At 67.9% G+C, this 16,176-nt stretch carries 14 protein-coding genes, 1 tRNA gene and 1 pseudogene; 5 read left to right on the top strand and 11 right to left on the bottom strand.

The window, feature by feature from the left end; genetic code table 11:
• Positions 1-19: 19 nt before the first annotated feature.
• Positions 20-403, bottom strand: a pseudogene (locus tag JSE7799_RS03360) (IS6 family transposase); the annotation flags it as partial.
• 52 nt (positions 404-455) lie between these two features.
• Between JSE7799_RS03360 and JSE7799_RS03355 the strand changes: the two are divergent.
• Complete coding sequence (locus JSE7799_RS03355; protein WP_055662339.1) at positions 456-971, top strand: tyrosine-type recombinase/integrase; 516 nt, start codon at positions 456-458, stop codon at positions 969-971.
• Positions 972-990: 19 nt separating this feature from the next.
• Here the strand turns inward: JSE7799_RS03355 and JSE7799_RS03350 are convergent.
• Positions 991-1,067 (bottom strand) — tRNA-Arg (locus JSE7799_RS03350).
• Positions 1,068-1,153: 86 nt separating this feature from the next.
• Between JSE7799_RS03350 and JSE7799_RS03345 the strand changes: the two genes are divergently transcribed.
• The 3 genes from JSE7799_RS03345 to JSE7799_RS03335 all read left to right on the top strand — a co-directional run bounded on the left by JSE7799_RS03345 (position 1,154) and on the right by JSE7799_RS03335 (position 5,328).
• Positions 1,154-2,185 (top strand): LacI family DNA-binding transcriptional regulator, encoded by a 1,032-nt coding sequence (locus JSE7799_RS03345; protein WP_055662338.1) that lies wholly within the window; start codon positions 1,154-1,156, stop codon positions 2,183-2,185.
• 231 nt (positions 2,186-2,416) lie between these two features.
• Positions 2,417-4,246, top strand: coding sequence for a coiled-coil domain-containing protein (locus JSE7799_RS03340; protein ID WP_055662337.1), 1,830 nt, complete (start codon positions 2,417-2,419; stop codon positions 4,244-4,246).
• 29 nt (positions 4,247-4,275) lie between these two features.
• Positions 4,276-5,328: a TAXI family TRAP transporter solute-binding subunit gene (locus tag JSE7799_RS03335; RefSeq protein WP_245624791.1), complete on the top strand. Its 1,053-nt coding sequence runs from the start codon at positions 4,276-4,278 to the stop codon at positions 5,326-5,328.
• 38 nt (positions 5,329-5,366) lie between these two features.
• Here JSE7799_RS03335 and JSE7799_RS03330 read toward each other — a convergent pair whose 3' ends face one another.
• The 3 genes from JSE7799_RS03330 to JSE7799_RS03320 form a co-directional block, all read right to left on the bottom strand.
• Positions 5,367-7,190, bottom strand: coding sequence for an ExeA family protein (locus JSE7799_RS03330; protein WP_055662335.1), 1,824 nt, complete (start codon positions 7,188-7,190; stop codon positions 5,367-5,369).
• Between the two features lie 493 nt (positions 7,191-7,683).
• The gene (locus tag JSE7799_RS03325; RefSeq protein WP_055662334.1) at positions 7,684-9,084 is read right to left on the bottom strand and encodes an L-serine ammonia-lyase; all 1,401 of its coding nucleotides are present in this window, start codon (positions 9,082-9,084) and stop codon (positions 7,684-7,686) included.
• A 10-nt stretch (positions 9,085-9,094) separates the two neighbouring features.
• Positions 9,095-9,973: a lysophospholipid acyltransferase family protein gene (locus JSE7799_RS03320; protein ID WP_083480212.1), complete on the bottom strand. Its 879-nt coding sequence runs from the start codon at positions 9,971-9,973 to the stop codon at positions 9,095-9,097.
• A gap of 124 nt (positions 9,974-10,097) precedes the next feature.
• On the opposite strand from JSE7799_RS03320, the gene JSE7799_RS03315 reads away from it, so the two are divergent.
• Positions 10,098-10,706 carry a lytic transglycosylase domain-containing protein gene (locus JSE7799_RS03315; RefSeq protein ID WP_083480210.1) on the top strand — a complete coding sequence of 203 codons (609 nt, stop codon included), beginning with the start codon at positions 10,098-10,100 and terminating at the stop codon, positions 10,704-10,706.
• A gap of 61 nt (positions 10,707-10,767) precedes the next feature.
• Here JSE7799_RS03315 and JSE7799_RS03310 read toward each other — a convergent pair whose 3' ends face one another.
• The 6 genes from JSE7799_RS03310 to JSE7799_RS03285 are packed head-to-tail and all read right to left on the bottom strand — an operon-like array spanning position 10,768 to position 16,103.
• Entirely contained in the window at positions 10,768-11,547 is a 780-nt protein-coding gene (locus tag JSE7799_RS03310) for a hydroxypyruvate isomerase family protein (protein ID WP_055662332.1), read from the bottom strand.
• Positions 11,547-12,191, bottom strand: a complete 645-nt coding sequence (gene otnC, locus JSE7799_RS03305) for a 3-oxo-tetronate 4-phosphate decarboxylase (protein ID WP_055662331.1) — start codon at positions 12,189-12,191, stop codon at positions 11,547-11,549. Before otnC ends, JSE7799_RS03310 begins: the two co-directional genes overlap by 1 nt.
• Positions 12,188-13,435: a 3-oxo-tetronate kinase gene (gene otnK, locus JSE7799_RS03300; RefSeq protein WP_055662330.1), complete on the bottom strand. Its 1,248-nt coding sequence runs from the start codon at positions 13,433-13,435 to the stop codon at positions 12,188-12,190. Before otnK ends, otnC begins: the two co-directional genes overlap by 4 nt.
• Positions 13,435-14,319, bottom strand: coding sequence for an L-threonate dehydrogenase (ltnD, locus tag JSE7799_RS03295; RefSeq protein ID WP_055662329.1), 885 nt, complete (start codon positions 14,317-14,319; stop codon positions 13,435-13,437). The genes otnK and ltnD overlap by 1 nt, the downstream gene beginning before the upstream one ends.
• A gap of 3 nt (positions 14,320-14,322) precedes the next feature.
• Positions 14,323-15,603: a TRAP transporter large permease gene (locus tag JSE7799_RS03290; RefSeq protein ID WP_055662328.1), complete on the bottom strand. Its 1,281-nt coding sequence runs from the start codon at positions 15,601-15,603 to the stop codon at positions 14,323-14,325.
• On the bottom strand, positions 15,600-16,103 hold the full coding sequence (locus tag JSE7799_RS03285; RefSeq protein WP_055662327.1) for a TRAP transporter small permease: 504 nt from the start codon (positions 16,101-16,103) through the stop codon (positions 15,600-15,602). Before JSE7799_RS03285 ends, JSE7799_RS03290 begins: the two co-directional genes overlap by 4 nt.
• Positions 16,104-16,176: the final 73 nt, after the last annotated feature.

Genomic DNA, 16,176 nt, shown 5'->3' with positions numbered 1-16,176 from the left:
CCCGCGGCAGGCCCCATCACTTGAAGAGCTTGCGCATGAACTGCTTCGCGGCCGCGGTGTCGCGGCATGACTGCACGAGGATGTCCAAGACGTCGCCTTTCGCGTCGATTGCCCGCCACAACCAATGCTTCGTGCCGTTGATCTTGAGTACGACCTCGTCGAGATGCCACTTGTCGGCTGGCCAGGGCCGATCGCGTCGGATCTTCGCGGCGAACTGTGTCCCGAACTTCGCAACCCACACCCGTATCGTCTCATAGGAAACGGCGACGCCCCGCTCGGCCAGAAGGTCTTCGACATCTCGCAGGCTCAGGGCGAAACGGTGGTACGCCCAGACGGCGTATCCGATGACGGTGCGCGGAAAGCGGTACCCCTTGAGGCGGGAGAGATCGTCGAGGTTCAGCATCCAAGCGAGCTACCGGCCTTCCATGACGCCATCAACCTGACAGTGCCCGCTGATGCTCTACACCGGCGCAGCGCGAGCCGACGCGGTGAAGCTGGGGCCGTGGAGCATGAAAGCCGGACGGATCGAATACCGGCGCCAGAAGACCCGCAAGAGCGGCGGCGTCCTGGTCAGCATTCCGATGCACGACGACTTGCGCGAGGTGCTGGCGGGCCTTCCCGATGATCGGCCTTGGCTCGCCACGGCGCGAGGCGAGGGGCGATCCTCTGACGGTCTGGGCAACCTTGTCCGCGAATGGTGCGACGCTGCGGGCCTATCGTCCTGCACGGCTCACGGCCTGCGGAAGGCATGTGCGCGGCGTCTGGCAGAAGCCGGGGCGACGGCTCACGAGATCGGCGCTGTCACCGGACACAAGACCCTCTCCGAGGTGCAGAGATACACCGCCGAGGCGCAGCGCGAGGGCATGGCCGATTCAGCCTTCGAGAAGCTGATTGCGAGACCGAACGGCGAACGAAACGTGGTGAACCTTCCCGAAAGGTTCGCCAACAATCCCGCTAACACGCAGAAATGAAAGGACACATTATGATGCGTGGTGATCCCGGCAGGATTCGAACCTGCAACCTGCCCCTTAGGAGGGGGCTGCTCTATCCAGTTGAGCCACGGGACCGTATGTGGATGGCATAGCGCCGTCCGCGCCCGCTTGTCCACCGCGACCGGCGCGGGCTATTACCGCGGAGCTTACGGGAGAACAGCTTGAACCGTCGTAATGGCCCACGACAGCACCTGACGCTGCGCGATGTCTCCGAGGCATCGGGCGTGAGCGAGATGACCGTCAGCCGCGTTCTGCGCAACCGCGGCGATGTCAGCGAAAAGACCCGCGCGCGCGTCGTGGCGGCGGCCAAGCGGCTGGGCTACGTTCCCAACAAGATCGCCGGTGCACTCGCCTCCAACCGTGTGAACCTGGTGGCGGTGATCGTGCCGAGCCTGTCGAACCTCGTCTTTCCCGAAATGCTGGCCGGCGTGGACGAGGTTCTGGCGGATACGCCGTTGCAGCCCGTCGTCGGCACCACGAATTACGATCCCGAAAAAGAGGAGCGGACGCTGTTCGAGATGCTGTCCTGGCGGCCCTCCGGCGTCATCATTGCGGGGCTGGAGCATACGGAGGCGAGCCGTGCGATGTTGGCCGGTTGCGGCGTTCCGGTGGTCGAGGTCATGGATGTGGACGGGCAGCCCGTGGACGCCGCCGTCGGCATCAGTCACTGGCGCGGGGGCTATGAGGTCGGCACCGAAATCGTGGCCCGCGGCTATCGGCAGGTCGCCGTTCTCGGGACGAGCATGGAAGGCGATCACCGTGCACGCAAGCGGATCGAGGGGCTCGAGCGGGCGCTGCACGAGGCGGGGACGCCGCCGCCCGAGCACATCACCTATGCGGGCTGGTCGGGTTTCGCGAAGGGCCGGGAGATGACCGCGGCTGTTCTGGAACGTCGGCCCGCGACGGATTTCCTGTTCTACACCAACGACCTGACCGGGGCGGGCGGATTGCTGTACGCGCTGGAGCAGGGGTTTGACGTGGGTGACGGGCTTGGGCTGGCCGGGTTCGGGTCGTTCTCGCTGCTCGACGGGCTGCCGCGCAAGCTGGCCACCGTCGACAGCCGACGGCGCGAGACAGGACAGGTCGCCGCCCGTATCGTCGCCGGCATGCATGTATTCGAAGGCGACGACCGCCACGTGGAATTTGCGCCAAGCTTCCTGCCCGGCGACACGATGCGGCCGCGCCGGGCATAGCCGCGCATATCGACCGCCTAGGCGACTGGTTGTGCGCAATCGCCCGGGGCCAGGCGAGGTGAGTCAGGTCACAGGCGCTGTGGTCAAGACACGTGATGCGCCCACTTTCTCCTGCCGTATTCCGTGCGGCCCCGTACGCAACGATGGCCGCTACCGAAAACGGGTTGCACCGGCTCCCCAAAGTTGACTAGCAATTACCTAGAGTAATCTGTTTCAGTTCTTAGAGGGCCGATGCCGCAGCGCCTAATTCCCGCCCTGTTCTGCCTGTCGCTTGCGACTTTCGCCGTGCCGACAGCCACTCTTGCCCAGAACGACGACGTGGACAGCGCGGGAGAGGCGTCTCCCTCGGAACAGGCGGCCTCCTTCCGGCGCGTGATCGCGATGCTGGAAGAAGAAATCGCGCTGTTGGAGGACGAGCTCGCCGATTTGACGGCGGCGCGCGATGCCGAGGCGGGCGCGCTGGAACAGGCCAACCAGGAGACCGGCGCCCTGCAGGCACAGATTGCGGAGTTGCAGCAGGCCGAGACGGCGGCCACGGCTCGTTTGGCCGATCTGCAGGACCAGCAGGCGCAACTGGAGGCGGAAATCGCGGCCACCAGCGCCGCGATGCCGGACGACGAGGCGCTCGGCGAGACGCAGGCGGAACTGGCCGAGCTTCAGGCAGAGCGCGATGCCTTGGCGGCAGATGTCGCCGAAGCGCAGCAGGCGCGCCAGGCGCTTCAGGACGAAGCCGCGACCTTGCGCGCAGAGGTGGCGGGCGCCCGTGCGGAGCGCGACCGGATCCTGGCGGCGCAGGAGGCCGAACGGGCGGCGCTGGCCGATGATCTGACGGCAAGCCGCGCCGCGTTGGAAAGCGCCGAGGCGACCCGAGAAGCGGCCGAGGCGCGTATGGGCGAGATACAGGCAGAAGTCGCGGCCGCCGAGGCGACGCGCGAGGGTTTCGCGGCGGAATCCGCCGCCCGGCAGGAGGCGCTCGACAGCATTCTGGCGGAACTGGAGCCGGCGCGCACCACGTTGGAAGACCTGCGGAGCGAAGAGGCCGAACTACTGCGCCAGATCGACCTGCGCGATGAGGAACTTCTGGCCCGTGAGCAGGAACTCGACCGGGTTACGGCCCGTCTGAGCGAGGCGGAGACGCAGAGCGAGGCGGTGCAGGCGGAGGTCGAGGACCTCGCTGCCCGCCGTGACGCGGCGCAGAGCGCGCTGGCCGAGGCGCAGCAGGCGCTGGAAACCATCGATGCTGCACGGGCCGAGGCCGAGGCGGAGCGCGCGGCCCTTGCTTCCGAAGTCGAAAATCTGCGCGCGACGATCGCCGAGGGCGCGGCCGCCGAAGCCGAGGCGGCGCGTGTCATCGCGGAGCTGGCGGAGTCGCGGGATGCGCTCGGGGCCCTGCGCACAGAGATCGAGCAGGAAACCGACCGCTTGAACGGCGTACAGGAGGCGCGGGCCGAATTGGACCAGCAGGTCGCCACATTGCGCGCGGAACGCCTGGAGCTGGAGGAGAACGTTGAAACTCTGCGCTCGGAGCGGCAATCCGCGCTGGCCGAGTTGCAGGCGGAACTGGCCGAGGCCGTCGAGTCCCTCGCCGAAGCCGGCGCGCAGGAAGCCGATCGCCGCGACGCGATGGCGGAACTTGCGGAAGAGACGGAGGCGCTGACGAACCAGGTCGTCGCAGCGCAGGCCGACCTGTCGGACTTGGAAGACCGCCGCTCGGAGCTCGGGGCAGAGGTGGAGCGGTTGGAGCAGGATCGCGCCGCGCGTGCGGCCGAGCTGTCGGATCTGGACACGCAGATCGCCGAGGCGGAAGCGGAGATCGCCGCTGTACCGGAGCCGGAGCCGGAGCCGGAACCGGCCCAAGCGTCCGCCGCGCGCAATCCCGGTATGGTTTCGGCGGCGCTTGCCTCCGCCCCCGGTTTGCCACCTCGCAACTCGACCGAAATGCGTGAGTTGACCGAATTGTTGAATGACGGCGCCTGCCCGACCAATGCGCTGCGCGACACCTTCGGGACGATAAATCGCCAGACGCTTGTCGCGCTGGTCAGGATGCTCGGGACGTGTTGAGCGTCACCGCCAGGAGAAGGAAGCGCGAGATGAAGGGATTTGGAGCTGCTCTGACCGGAGCCTGCATGGCCGCGTTGGGTATGGTCGGGCTGACCGGGCCTCTGGCCGCACAGGGGTTCGAACGCAACATCCTGACCGGCGGGCCGACCGGGACCTACATCCAGTTCGGACGCGACATCTCAGACGCCGCGGAGAAATGCGACGTCACGCTCAAGGTCCGCGAAAGCGCCGGATCGCTGGAAAACTTCCTCGGCGTTCGGGCGCGTCCCCACACCCAGTTCGCCATCGTGCAGTCGGATGTTCTGGAATACCTCAACACCTTCGCGGCCGAGGATGAGGAGCTTGCACGCGCCGTCGCCGGCGTGCGGATCGCTTTTCCGCTCTATAACGAAGAGGTGCATGTGCTGGCGCGCCGCGACATCGAGACGCTGCAGGATCTGACGGGGCAGCGCGTGTCGATCGGGGTGGAGGACAGCGGTACCTTCCTGACCGCGTCGCTCGTCCTCGATCTCGCGGAAGTGGAGCCGAGCGAGCGGGTGATGCTCAGCGCCGACGATTCCCTGGATCAGCTGCTGGCCGACGAGATCGACGCCTTCTTCTACGTCGCCGGTGCGCCGACCTCGATTTTCGAGTCGCCGCAGATTGACGCGGAACGGTTCCACCTGCTTCCGGTCACCGACCCGACGTTGCAGGCGGTTTACCAGGAGACATCCATTCCGGCGGGCACCTATCCGTTTCAATCCGATCCCGTCGACGTCGTCGCGGTGAAAGCCGTCCTGATGACCTACGAATACAATCCCCGGCGCAACGCGTATCACGCCGAAAGCTGTCAGGCCGTCTCGGACGTCGCCCATGTGATCAGCACGCGATTCCGCGATCTGCAGGAAAACGGGCATCCGAAATGGCAACAGGTCGATCTGACCGACCTGCCGCCGGGTTGGGACGTAGGAAATTGCGTCAATACCGGACTGAGCCCGAGCTACGAGTTGCGTTGCGAAGGTGGCGCGGCCGCTCCCGCGGCGGCCGAAAGCTCGGTGAACCGCGTCTATCGCCGGGAAATCTGCTCCGCCGTCGGCTGCTGACCCGAGCGTGAAGCTGGAGGCGGCGCGGCCTTCTGTAGTCAGGGCTGTTGCACCTCGGCGGTCGCAGGAGCCGCCGCTGCTTCTTCCGTTGCAATCGGGTGCCAGCCCGACACGCCGCTCCGGGCGCCGTCCGGGGTGAGCGAGACGACGCGCCAGATGCGGGCCGGCATCACCGGATCGATCAACGCCGCCGAGAGATCGAAGGGTCCGAATTGCTGCGGTGACGCATCGGGGGCCTCGGCCAGTTCGACCAGATAGCGCATCGCGGCGTTGTCCGGCGCCGCCCAAACGAATTCCGCGCCTTCGTCCGGCCCTGCGATGCCCATCAGCGGGCGAGGCGGTGCGGCGGAAACACCCCCGGCCGTAGCGGGCGTCTCCGTCAGGTTCTGCAGCGCGCGACGCGCACTTCTTTGCGTCTGCGCTGCCGACGCATACCATGCAGCAGCGAGTGCGGCATTGCGCGGCACACCGTCGCCGACCTCGAAATGCTGGCCCAGATAATATGCGGCGCGTGCATTCCCTCGCAGAGCCGCGCGCGCGAAGCCGATTGCCGCGATGCGGGCATCCTCCGCACCAACCGCCAACGCCTGATCGTGGAGCAGGGTGGCTTCGCTCCCCCTCACGGAGGCCGGCGGGGGAAGTGCGCCGCCGATTGCAACCGGCGTTGCCACAAGGGCGGCGGGTGCCTCCGCCCCAGTATTCGTACCCGGCTGAAGCCCCACGACGGTTTCCGGCGACGTAACGAGCCCCATTGAGAATACAGCTACCAACACAGCGGCGGCCGCGGTTCCGGCGGCAACATACACAAGACCGACCTTCCGCTTGCGCGGCTCGCCCGCCTCGATGGGCGGTGCGCCGCGATCGGGCGCGGCATCCTGCAGGGTCGCCGATCCGGGCATAGCCCGCACCTCTACCTCCGCCTCATCCCGAAGGTCGAAATCTTGTGCCGGAGGCGGAGCCTGATCGGCTGCCGCATCTGCGGGCGTCGCACCGGCAGGTGACGGCTCGCGCACCGGCTTTGTCGCGGGCTTTGAAACGGTCCTTGCAGGAGGCGCGAGCAGGTGATCGAGCATGCCCGTCTGCCGGGCCTCCTGCAGCGCATGCGTCACGAGCGCCGCATCGATTTTGCGTGCGCCGGCTTCGAAGGCCAGGACGAGCAACAATTCGCACAGGATGTTGACGAGGCCCGGAACACCCCCCGAAAGCCGCGCGATATCCGCCATCGCATCGTCGTCGAAAATCGGATCCGGGCATCCCGCCGTCGCCATGCGGTGACGGACATATCCCGCCACGTCTTCCGGCGACATCGGCCCGATCTGCACAAAGGCCGAACCTCCGCTTTCTTCGAGGATCCGCGTCGCATAGGGGTTGCGGGCCAATTGTGGCTGCCCGGAAAGGACCAGCCGCAGCGATGCATCCGGCCTCTGCGAAAGCTTGACCAGCGCCGCGATATCCCCGTCGGAGACGTTCTGCGCCTCGTCCACGATCAGCAGGCAACGAACGCCTTCGCGATGCCGTGTGGCGAGGAAGGCCTCAAGCTCCGCATGCAAGCTCTTGTCCGCGCCCTCCGGATGCAGACCAAAGGCCCGGTGAACCCAATGCGCCAGCCCACCCAGCCCGCTGGAATAGTTGGAGATCATGCCGACATGGACGTCCCCGGACCGGGTCGCCACGAAGTGTCGCAGAAGCGTGGTCTTCCCGGTTCCCGGCTCCCCGAGGGTCACGGCCCCGGCTTCTTCGCCGTCCGCCACCCGCGTCAACAGATCGAACGCGCGGTGATGATCGGCCGTCCAGAACAGGAAGGCCGAATCGGGTGTAATACGGAAGGGAAATTCCCTGAGGCCGAAATGATCGAGATACATGGCGATACTATCCGGTCCAAGCCGATTTTCGACCGGTATGCAAGTTCCTGCGGTCGGATCGGGAAGCTGGCGATGCGCGCGGCGTGCGTCGCCAGGCAGTTTCTTAACCTTTTTACCCAGCCGCAAGTTGCGTCTGGTGTAAATACCAGGACAAACCTCTCGCACGGCTTGCAAGTTTCTCCACGGGCGCGTTTGGCAGCTTGAACGGAAAGCTTGGCCATTGCCGGTCGCAGGAAAAGGCACCGCCGGCAAGTTGCCGAAGCCGATGGAGCCGGAAACTACCCTGAGAACGTCCCCCAGAAAGCGTGCCGCAACAGGCATAGTGGCACGATCCCGACGCGCAATCACGTCGGCCTGGATCCGCCTGAGCCTACAAATTCCCTGCCGCCTGCAAGCGTGGCCCTGTTGGCCTGACGCAGCTCTGGAATGTGGACGGCGCCGACGCTTCAGCGGGACCGCCACCGCCTCTGCTCAAACGCTCCCAAAAACCGCCTCAGCATTCCGGCAGGTTCACCGCCAGCCCGCCCCGGCTCGTCTCCTTGTACTTGTCGGACATGTCCTGCCCGGTCTGCCGCATCGCCTCGATGCAGTTGTCGAGCGGCATGAAATGCGTCCCGTCACCCCGGAGCGCCAGTGACGCCGCCGAGACCGCCTTGATCGCGCCCAGCCCGTTGCGTTCGATGCAGGGCACCTGGACCAGTCCCGCCGCCGGATCGCAGGTCATGCCGAGATGATGCTCCAGCGCGATCTCGGCGGCATTCTCGATCTGCGCGTTGCTGCCGCCAAGCGCGGCGCAAAGCCCGGCGGCCGCCATGGCCGAGGCCGATCCGACCTCGCCCTGGCACCCGACCTCCGCGCCCGAGATCGAGGCGTTGTGCTTCACCAATCCGCCGATCGCCGCCGCCGTCAGCAGGAACGTGCGGATCCCTTCCGGCGTCGCACCCACGCAGTGGTCGCGGTAGTAACGGATCGTCGCCGGCACCACGCCCGCCGCGCCGTTCGTCGGCGACGTCACGACCCGGCCGCCGGCGGCATTCTCCTCGTTCACGGCCATGGCATAGACCGACAGCCAATCGCCCCAGACATGCGGCTGCGCGAGGTTCAGACCCGCCTCGGCGCGCAGTTTCTCGTAAATATCCTTGGCGCGCCGCCGGACGGACAGACCGCCGGGCAGGATTCCCCCTTGGGCGAGGCCGCGATCGATGCAGTCGTCCATCGCCTCCCAGATGGCGTCGATCCGTGCGCCAAGCTCCGCCTCGGGCGTCGAGGCGGCCTCGTTCGCCCATTTCATCCGCGCGATGCTCAGGCCTGAGGCCGCGCCCATTTCCAGCATCGCGGCGGCTGTGCCGAACGGGTAGGGGAAACCCGCTTCGGACTTGGCAGAGCCGAGATCGGGCGGCTCCGACAATTCGCGCGCGGTGGCCACGAAGCCGCCGCCGACGGAGTAATACGTCTCCTCCATATGCAGCTTGTCGTTCGCATCGAAGGCGCGGAAGACGAGGCCGTTCGCATGGCCGGGCAGGGGCGGGCCCCAGTCGAAGACGACATCCGCATCCGGATCGAAGCGCATTGCCGGCAGGTCCTCGGGCGTCAACGTCCGGCTTTCGCGCAAGGCGGCGAGCGCGGCCTCGGCCCGGTCCATATCGACATTCGCCGCCTCGAACCCCAACAGGCCCAGCATGACGGCCCGATCCGTGGCATGCCCCGCGCCCGTCCAGGCCAGCGAGCCATGCAGCGTCGCGGTCACATGGGTCGGTGGGCCGGCGCCCGGTTCCGGCTCCGCCCCACCGCGCAGGGCCGACAGAAAGCGCCCGGCGGCGACCATGGGGCCCATCGTATGCGACGAGGACGGTCCGATACCCGGCTTGAAGATGTCGAAAATACTCAGAAACATCGGGGCCTCCTCATGTGGCCTTGGCCACCTTGTCCCGTTTGATCTTCCAGCGCCGGTGGAGCCAGTGCCATTGCGACGGATATCGCGTCACCCACGACCCGAGGCGCTCATTGAAGTCGCGCATCATCGTCTCCGGATCCGAAGGCGGGATCGGCGCCTCGATCACCACCCGCAGCCGGCCGTCCGCCTCTTCGGGTGCGAAGGCCGGAACGAGCGGCGCGCCGTAGCGCAGCGCGAGTTCCGCGGCGGCGAGCGAGGTGCGCGCGGGATGGCCGAGAAAGTCGAGCCACACGCCCTGCCGGACGTGCTGATCCGGCAGCAGCGCCATGAACCCGCCGGACCGCAGATGCCGCAGCATGTCGCGATTGCCCGCGCGGCCCTTGGGGATGATCGGGGCGCCGCCCTGTTCGATTCCGGCGCGAAAGATCGGCTCATAGTACGGATTGTTGTTGGGGCGATAGATCGCGCCCGTCTCCATCCCCTCGCGCTTGAGGATGTGGCGGATCGCCTCCCACTGCCCGAAATGGCCCGACACGATGATCGCACCCTTCCCGGCAGCCCGCGCCGCACGCAGCGCGTCGAGGCCGGGTCCCTCGGGGTCGAGGTCGCGCACCTCCTTGGCGAACTCGGCGTTGAACCAGATCCCCGTGAGCGTCCGCCCGATATTGCGCGCGGCGTCATGCATCAGCGTGCGACGCCGTTGCGGCGGCATGTCGGGCCAGACGCGCGCGAGGTTCTCCTGCGCGCGCCGCCGCAGCGGGGACAGGCGCACGGTCCATTCCGTCACCGCACCCAGTACGCGGCGGCGCGCGGGCAGGGGCAGGATCGAGACGAGGAGCAGCAGCGCCCGCAGCGCCAGCCCCTGCATCCGGTAAAGCAGCATTTTCATCCCCTTGAGGTGGCGCAGCCGCGACCCGGACGCAAGCGCGGTAAGTCGCCTATGCCCGACGGGCCGTCTGTGAAACGGATTTGCAATACGCTACCGGATCGTGAAACGACGACGGAGATCACGAATGATCCGACTGCTCCTGCCGCTCCTGCTCCTTCTTGCCGCCTGCGCCGCGCCTCCCGAACCGCAGGTGAGCCGCGCCGCCACCGCGACCCATACCCTCTATCCCGGCGAGACGCCGGAGGTCCGCAAGCTGGTGAACAAGTGGGCGGATCACTACGCCATCCCGCGAAGCCTTCTGCACCGCGTCATCCAGCGCGAGAGCGACTACCGCCCCGGCGCGCGCAACGGCCCCTATTGGGGGATGATGCAGATCCTGCCCGCCACGGCGCGCAATATGGGGATGCGGGGCGATCCGGCGCAGCTTCTGGATGCCGATACCGCCCTCAAATACTCCGCCCGGTATCTGCGCGGGGCGTGGATGGTCTCCGATGGGGACGAGAAAGCGGCAATGATGTGGTACGCACGGGGCTTCTACTACGAGGCCAAGAAGCGCGGCCTGCTGCGTGCGACGGGCCTGCGCGGGGAGTTGTGGCAGAGCTACGACCAAGGCGCGGCGAAGATGCCGGCCATCGGTCCGCGCGGGCGTCTGTTGCCGGAGGCGCCGGCCGCGCCCGAATGCACGCGCGCCAGCGGTCTGGCCGGTCTGGTGGGCGCGAAGACCTGTTCCTGACCAGGCCCTGCTCTGTTGCGGACGAAGCCCGCGGCGGCTTCGTCCTCCGCGCTCCCGGCGTTCAGCCGTCGCGGAAGGCCGAAAGCCAACTCAGCCCCGCGGCGGTGCTTCCCGCCCCGGCGCGGGGTCTGTATTCGGCGCCGACATGCCCGCCATAGCCCATTTCTGCCAGTTCCCGCATCAGCCACGAATAATTCACCTCTCCCGCGTCGGGCTCCCCGCGATCGGGAACCGCGGCGATCTGGACATGGCCGATCCTCGGCATCAGGCGCCGGAGCGTGCGCGCCAGATCGCCCTGCATGATCTGCATGTGGTAGCAGTCGAACATGAGCCCGAGCGCGTCGTGCTGCACCGCATCGAGGACGCGTTCGGCATGATCCGTCCCCGACAGGTGATAGCCCGGCACGTCGCGCGTGTTGATCGGCTCGATCAGGATGCGAAGATTCCGCGCGGCGGCGAGGTCGCAGGCGAACCGCAGATTGGCGCAGAAGCAGGCATCGGCCGCCTCCCCGCCATCGGTGCGGCCCGCCATCACGTGGACGGCGTCCATGCCTGCGGCGGCGGCATAATCCACCGCCCGCGCGATTTCCCGGCGCGCGTCGTCCTGCCGGCCGGGCAGGGCGCAGAGGCCGAACTCCCCCGCGTCCCGGTCGCCGGGCCAGGTGTTGAGAGCAAGCATCCGCAGGCCGGTCTCATCAAGAGCCGCGCGCAGGTCGGCCACGGGCGTCTCGTAGGGAAAGTGACACTCGACGGCGTCGAAGCCCGCTTGCGCCGCGGCGCGCACCGCATCGGGCAAGGCGAGGTCGGTGAAGAGAAAGCCGAGATTCGCGGCGTAACGCATCAATCCCACTCCAGATCGTATCTGCGGATGACGGCGTCGATCTGCGCCGTGTCCAGAGGTCGCGCGCCGCTGCCCCGCAACAGAAGCGCCAGCTTTGCCGTCTCCTCCAGCTCCTCCATCGCGAAGACGGCCGCCTCGAGATCCCTAGAGGCGACGACGGGGCCGTGATTGGCCAGCAGGACGGCCGCCCGGCGCCCGGCCAGCCCGCGCACGGCATCGGCGGTCGCGGGATCGCCCGGCACGAAGAACGGCAAGAGCGCCACCTTGCCCACACGCATCACCGAATAGGCGGTCAGCGGGGGCAGCGCGTTGTCCGGATCCGTCTCCGGCAGCATCGACAGGGCGACCGAATGCGTCGAATGCAGATGCACCACCGCACCGGCCGACGCCCGCGTCTCGTAGAACGCGGCGTGGAGCGGCATCTCCTTGGTCGGCGCGTCGCCCGAGATGTGCCGGCCATCGGCGTCGAATTGCGACAGGCGCGCGGGATCCAGCCGCCCCATGCTCACGCCCGTGGGCGTCACCAACAGGCCCCCGTCTTCGGTCCGTGCCGAGATGTTGCCGGACGCGCCACCCGTCAGGCCCCGCTCGAAAATCGACGCGGCCCAGTGGCAGATGTCCTCGCGCAGCTTCGTGTCGTTCATGCGGCCTCCATCATGCGCACGGCCTTGGCGAAGAAGTCGGGGCTGCCGAAATTGCCGGATTTGAGCGCCAGGACCAGATCCGCGCCGGCGCGCATCATGGGCACGCCGGGGTCGATCTCGGGGCCGATTTCGAGCCGGTCGAGGGAGAGCCCCTCGACCACCGCGCCCGACGTCTCGCCCCCCGCCGTCACGAGGCGCGTCACCCCGGCCGCCACCAGCGCGCGGGCCGTCTCGGCGAAAAGGGCTTCGATCGCGCCGGCCACCGCCGCACGGCCATGGCGATCCTGCGCCGCGCGCACGGCATCGGGATCGGCGGAGGTGTAGATGAGCGGCACGCCTTCCTGCGTCCGCGCCCATTCCGCCAGCTCCGCCGGAGAGATCCGGCCCGCCATCACGTCGTCGGCGTGAACCTCGCGCGCGGGATCGGTCTCGGCATGGCGGGCCACCTGCGCCCGCGTGGCCCGGGAGCACGATCCCGACAGGATCGCCGCCGGCCCGCTCTGGCCGGACCACGCCCCGGCCGTGTCCGCCAACAGACCCGCATCGCGAAACACCCCCGGCAGGCCCAGAGCGATGCCCGAGCCGCCGGTCACCAGCGGCAGCCCGGCGGTCGCCCGGCCCAGCACCTCCAGATCCGCATCGCGGATGGCATCGGCCACCAGCAGGCGATGGCCCGCCGCATCCTCGGTCCGCATTCGGGCGCGAACGGCATCGGCGCCTGCGGCGACGTCGGCGAAGGGAACGTGGCCGACCGTTCCGCCGACTTGCCGCGACAGCCACCGGCGCAGGTCGGGATCGGTCATCGGCGTGAGGGGATGGGCCTCCATCCCGCTCTCGCTCAGGAGGCGGTCGCCGACGAACAGGTGCCCCTGATAGACGGAGCGTCCCGTGGCCGGAAATGCCGGACAGACGAGCACGCGGCGCGCGCCGAGGGCATTCGCCAAGGCCTCTGCCACGGGCCCGATATTGCCTTCGGGCGTCGAGTCGAAGGTGGAGCAATATTTGAACAGGAATTGCCGGCACCCCTGCGCCCGCAGCCAGTCGAGCGCGGCGAGCGACTGGCGCACGGCTTCGGCCACCGGCACGGAGCGGGATTTGAGCGCGACGATGCCCGCCTCCACATCCGCGGTGGCCGGTCCCTCCGGTACGCCCACATATTGCACGCACCGCATGCCCCGCCGCGTCAGTGTGTTGCCAAGGTCGGACGAGCCGGTGAAATCGTCGCCGATACAGCCCAGAAGCATCAGGCCTCTCCGGGCAGGATCACGCCGCCCTTCGCCGCGACATGCTTGGTCAGGGCGGCATCGTCTTCTGCACCCAGCCCCGCGGCCGAGGCATCCCGAAACTGCGCCAGCGCGGCCGCGGCCACCGGCAGGGGCAGCCCCGCTTCCGCCGCAATCGCCCCGACGATGCCGAGATCCTTGGGCCAGATATCGACACTGGAGCGCGGGGCGTAGTCGCCCTCGATCACATGCGGAGCGCGGTTCTCGAACATCCAGGACGTGCCGGCCGAAGCCGAGATCACTTCGAATGTGCGGCCGAGCTCCAGACCTTGCGACGTGGCGAAGGCCAGCGCCTCGGCCATGGCGGCGATATGGGTGCCCGCCAGAAGCTGGTTCACCGCCTTCATCGCCGAACCCGGTCCGGCGTGGTCACCCAGATCGTGAACCGTCTCGGCCATCGCGTCGAGCAGGGGCGCGGCCGCGCGGAACGCCGCGCGTCTGCCGGACGCCATGACCGACAGCCGTCCCTCGGCCGCCTTTGCCGCCCCGCCCGAGATCGGCGCGTCGAGATAGAGCAGGCCGGATCGCGCCGCCGCCGCCTCCATCTCGATCGCGAAGGCGGGGGCGACGGTTGCGCAGGACACGATCGCGCCGCCGGGCCGCAGGCGCGCGGCCAACCCGTCGGGCCCGAACAAAACGCCACGCGTCTGCTCGGCGTTCAGGACGACGCAGATCAGCGCATCGGCCGGACCGGATTCCGCCGTCAGCGCCCGACCGCCCGCCTCGGTCAGCCGGGCCATGCGGTCGTCGGAAAGGTCGGTGCCGTGCACCTCGTGCCCGGCCCGCAGGAGCGACAGCGCCATGCCCAGCCCCATCGACCCCAATCCGGCGAAATGAACGATCATGCGTCAGCCTCCCGTGATGAGTTGCACCGGCCAGAGCGAGACGGCGGGAACATAGGTGATGACCATCAGCGCGGCGAAGACCGTCAGGACGAACCACAGAAGCTGCGGGATGATCTTCTCGACCGGCAGGTTGGCGACCTGACAGGCGGCGAAGAGGTTCACGCCCAGCGGCGGCGTGATCATGCCAAGCGCCAGGTTGACCACGACGATCAGGCCGAAATGCACCGGATCGACCCCGTAGCCGACGGCGATCGGCGTCAGGATCGGCGCGAGCACGAGGATCGCCGCCGATGTCTCGATGAACATGCCCACGATCAGCAGCATCAGGTTCACGACCAGAAGAAAGGCAATCCTGCTTTCGAAGACGCCCTGAAACCACGAGGCGATGTCGTTGGGCAGGCCGGACCGGGTGATCAGGAACGAAAACAGCGCCGCCGCCGAAATGATGATCATGATGGCCGAGGTCGAGATCACCGTCTGCGTCAGGATCGCCGGCAGGTCGCGGACGCGAAGCTCCCGGTAAAAGGCCATTCCCACGACGAGGGCCGCCGCGACGGCCACGGCGCTGGCCTCGGTTGGCGTGAAGATGCCGGAATAGATCCCGCCAAGGATGACGACCGGCACCAAGAGCGCGGGCAGGGCGGCGGCGAACGCGCGCCCAAGGCCTTCGCGCCCCGCGCCGTCCTCGCGCCCGATCCCGCGTATCCGGCAGAGGATGAGCACCAGCGCCATCAGCGACGCCGCGATCAGAAGCCCCGGCCCGAGCCCGGCGATGAAGAGCTTGCCGACCGACGTATCGGTCGAGACGCCGTAGAGGATGAGCGGGATCGACGGCGGGATCAGGACGCCCAGTTCGGCCGACGACGCCTGGATCGAGGCGGCGAGCGGCCGGGGATAGCCATGCGTGACCATGGCCGGGATGAGGATCGCGCCGATGGCGAAGGTGGTCGCCACGCTGGAGCCCGACACCGAGGCGAAGAGCATGCAGGTCAGGACGCAGGTGCAGGCCAGCCCGCCTTGGACGCCGCCGACGATGGATTTCGCCAGCGCCACCAGCCGCTGCGAGATGCCGCCCGCCGACATCAGGTTGCCGGCGAGGATGAAGAGCGGGATCGCCATGAGCGGAAAGCTGTCGATGCCGGTAAACATCCGCTGCGCCACCAGAAGCAGCGGCAGGCGTCCCTGCGCCTCGATGCCGATGACCGAGGCTAGGCCGATCGCGACGGCGATCGGCACGCCGAGCAGGAACAGGATGGCCAGTGACAGGCCGAGCGCTGCGTTCATGCGTCCGCCCCGGCCGTCGCGGGCCAGTCGCCTCTGGCGCCGCGGATCATCGCGGCGACGATGGAGATCATGATGAAGGCGGATCCCGTGGGTAAAGCGGCATAGACCCAGGCGATCGAGATCTCGAGCGCGGCGAGGTTCTGAGACATCACGCGGCCCGTCATCAACCATCCCTGCCATGCGAGGATCGCGAAGAAGACGAGCGAGGCTCCGTGCGCCACCAGAAAAAACCCCAGCCCCAGCCGGCGCGGCAGGTTGTTCATGATGACGTCGACCGAGATCATGGCCCCGTGGCGGAACGCGGCGGCCACGCCCAGAAACACCGACCACACCATCGCCGACCGGGTGATGACCTCAGACCAGGTGGAGGGCGCGTCGAACACGAAACGCGTCACGACCTGATACAGGGCCAGACCCGCGGCGATCGCCAGAAAGGCGATGGCGGCGCGCAGGGCGATGCCGGTGGTGATGTTCTCGAGCCGCAGGAATATGCGCGTCATATCGGGTGCCGCCGTCGTGGTGTTCGAACCGGCCGGCGCGGGGGGGCGCGCCGGCCGGTCATCCTGTCAGCGT

Origin of the sequence: Jannaschia seosinensis, assembly GCF_001408515.1 — a bacterium.
GTDB lineage: Bacteria > Pseudomonadota > Alphaproteobacteria > Rhodobacterales > Rhodobacteraceae > Jannaschia > Jannaschia seosinensis.
The sequence above is the reverse complement of the archived record's forward strand: the minus strand, read 5'-3'. Positions and strand labels throughout refer to the sequence as shown.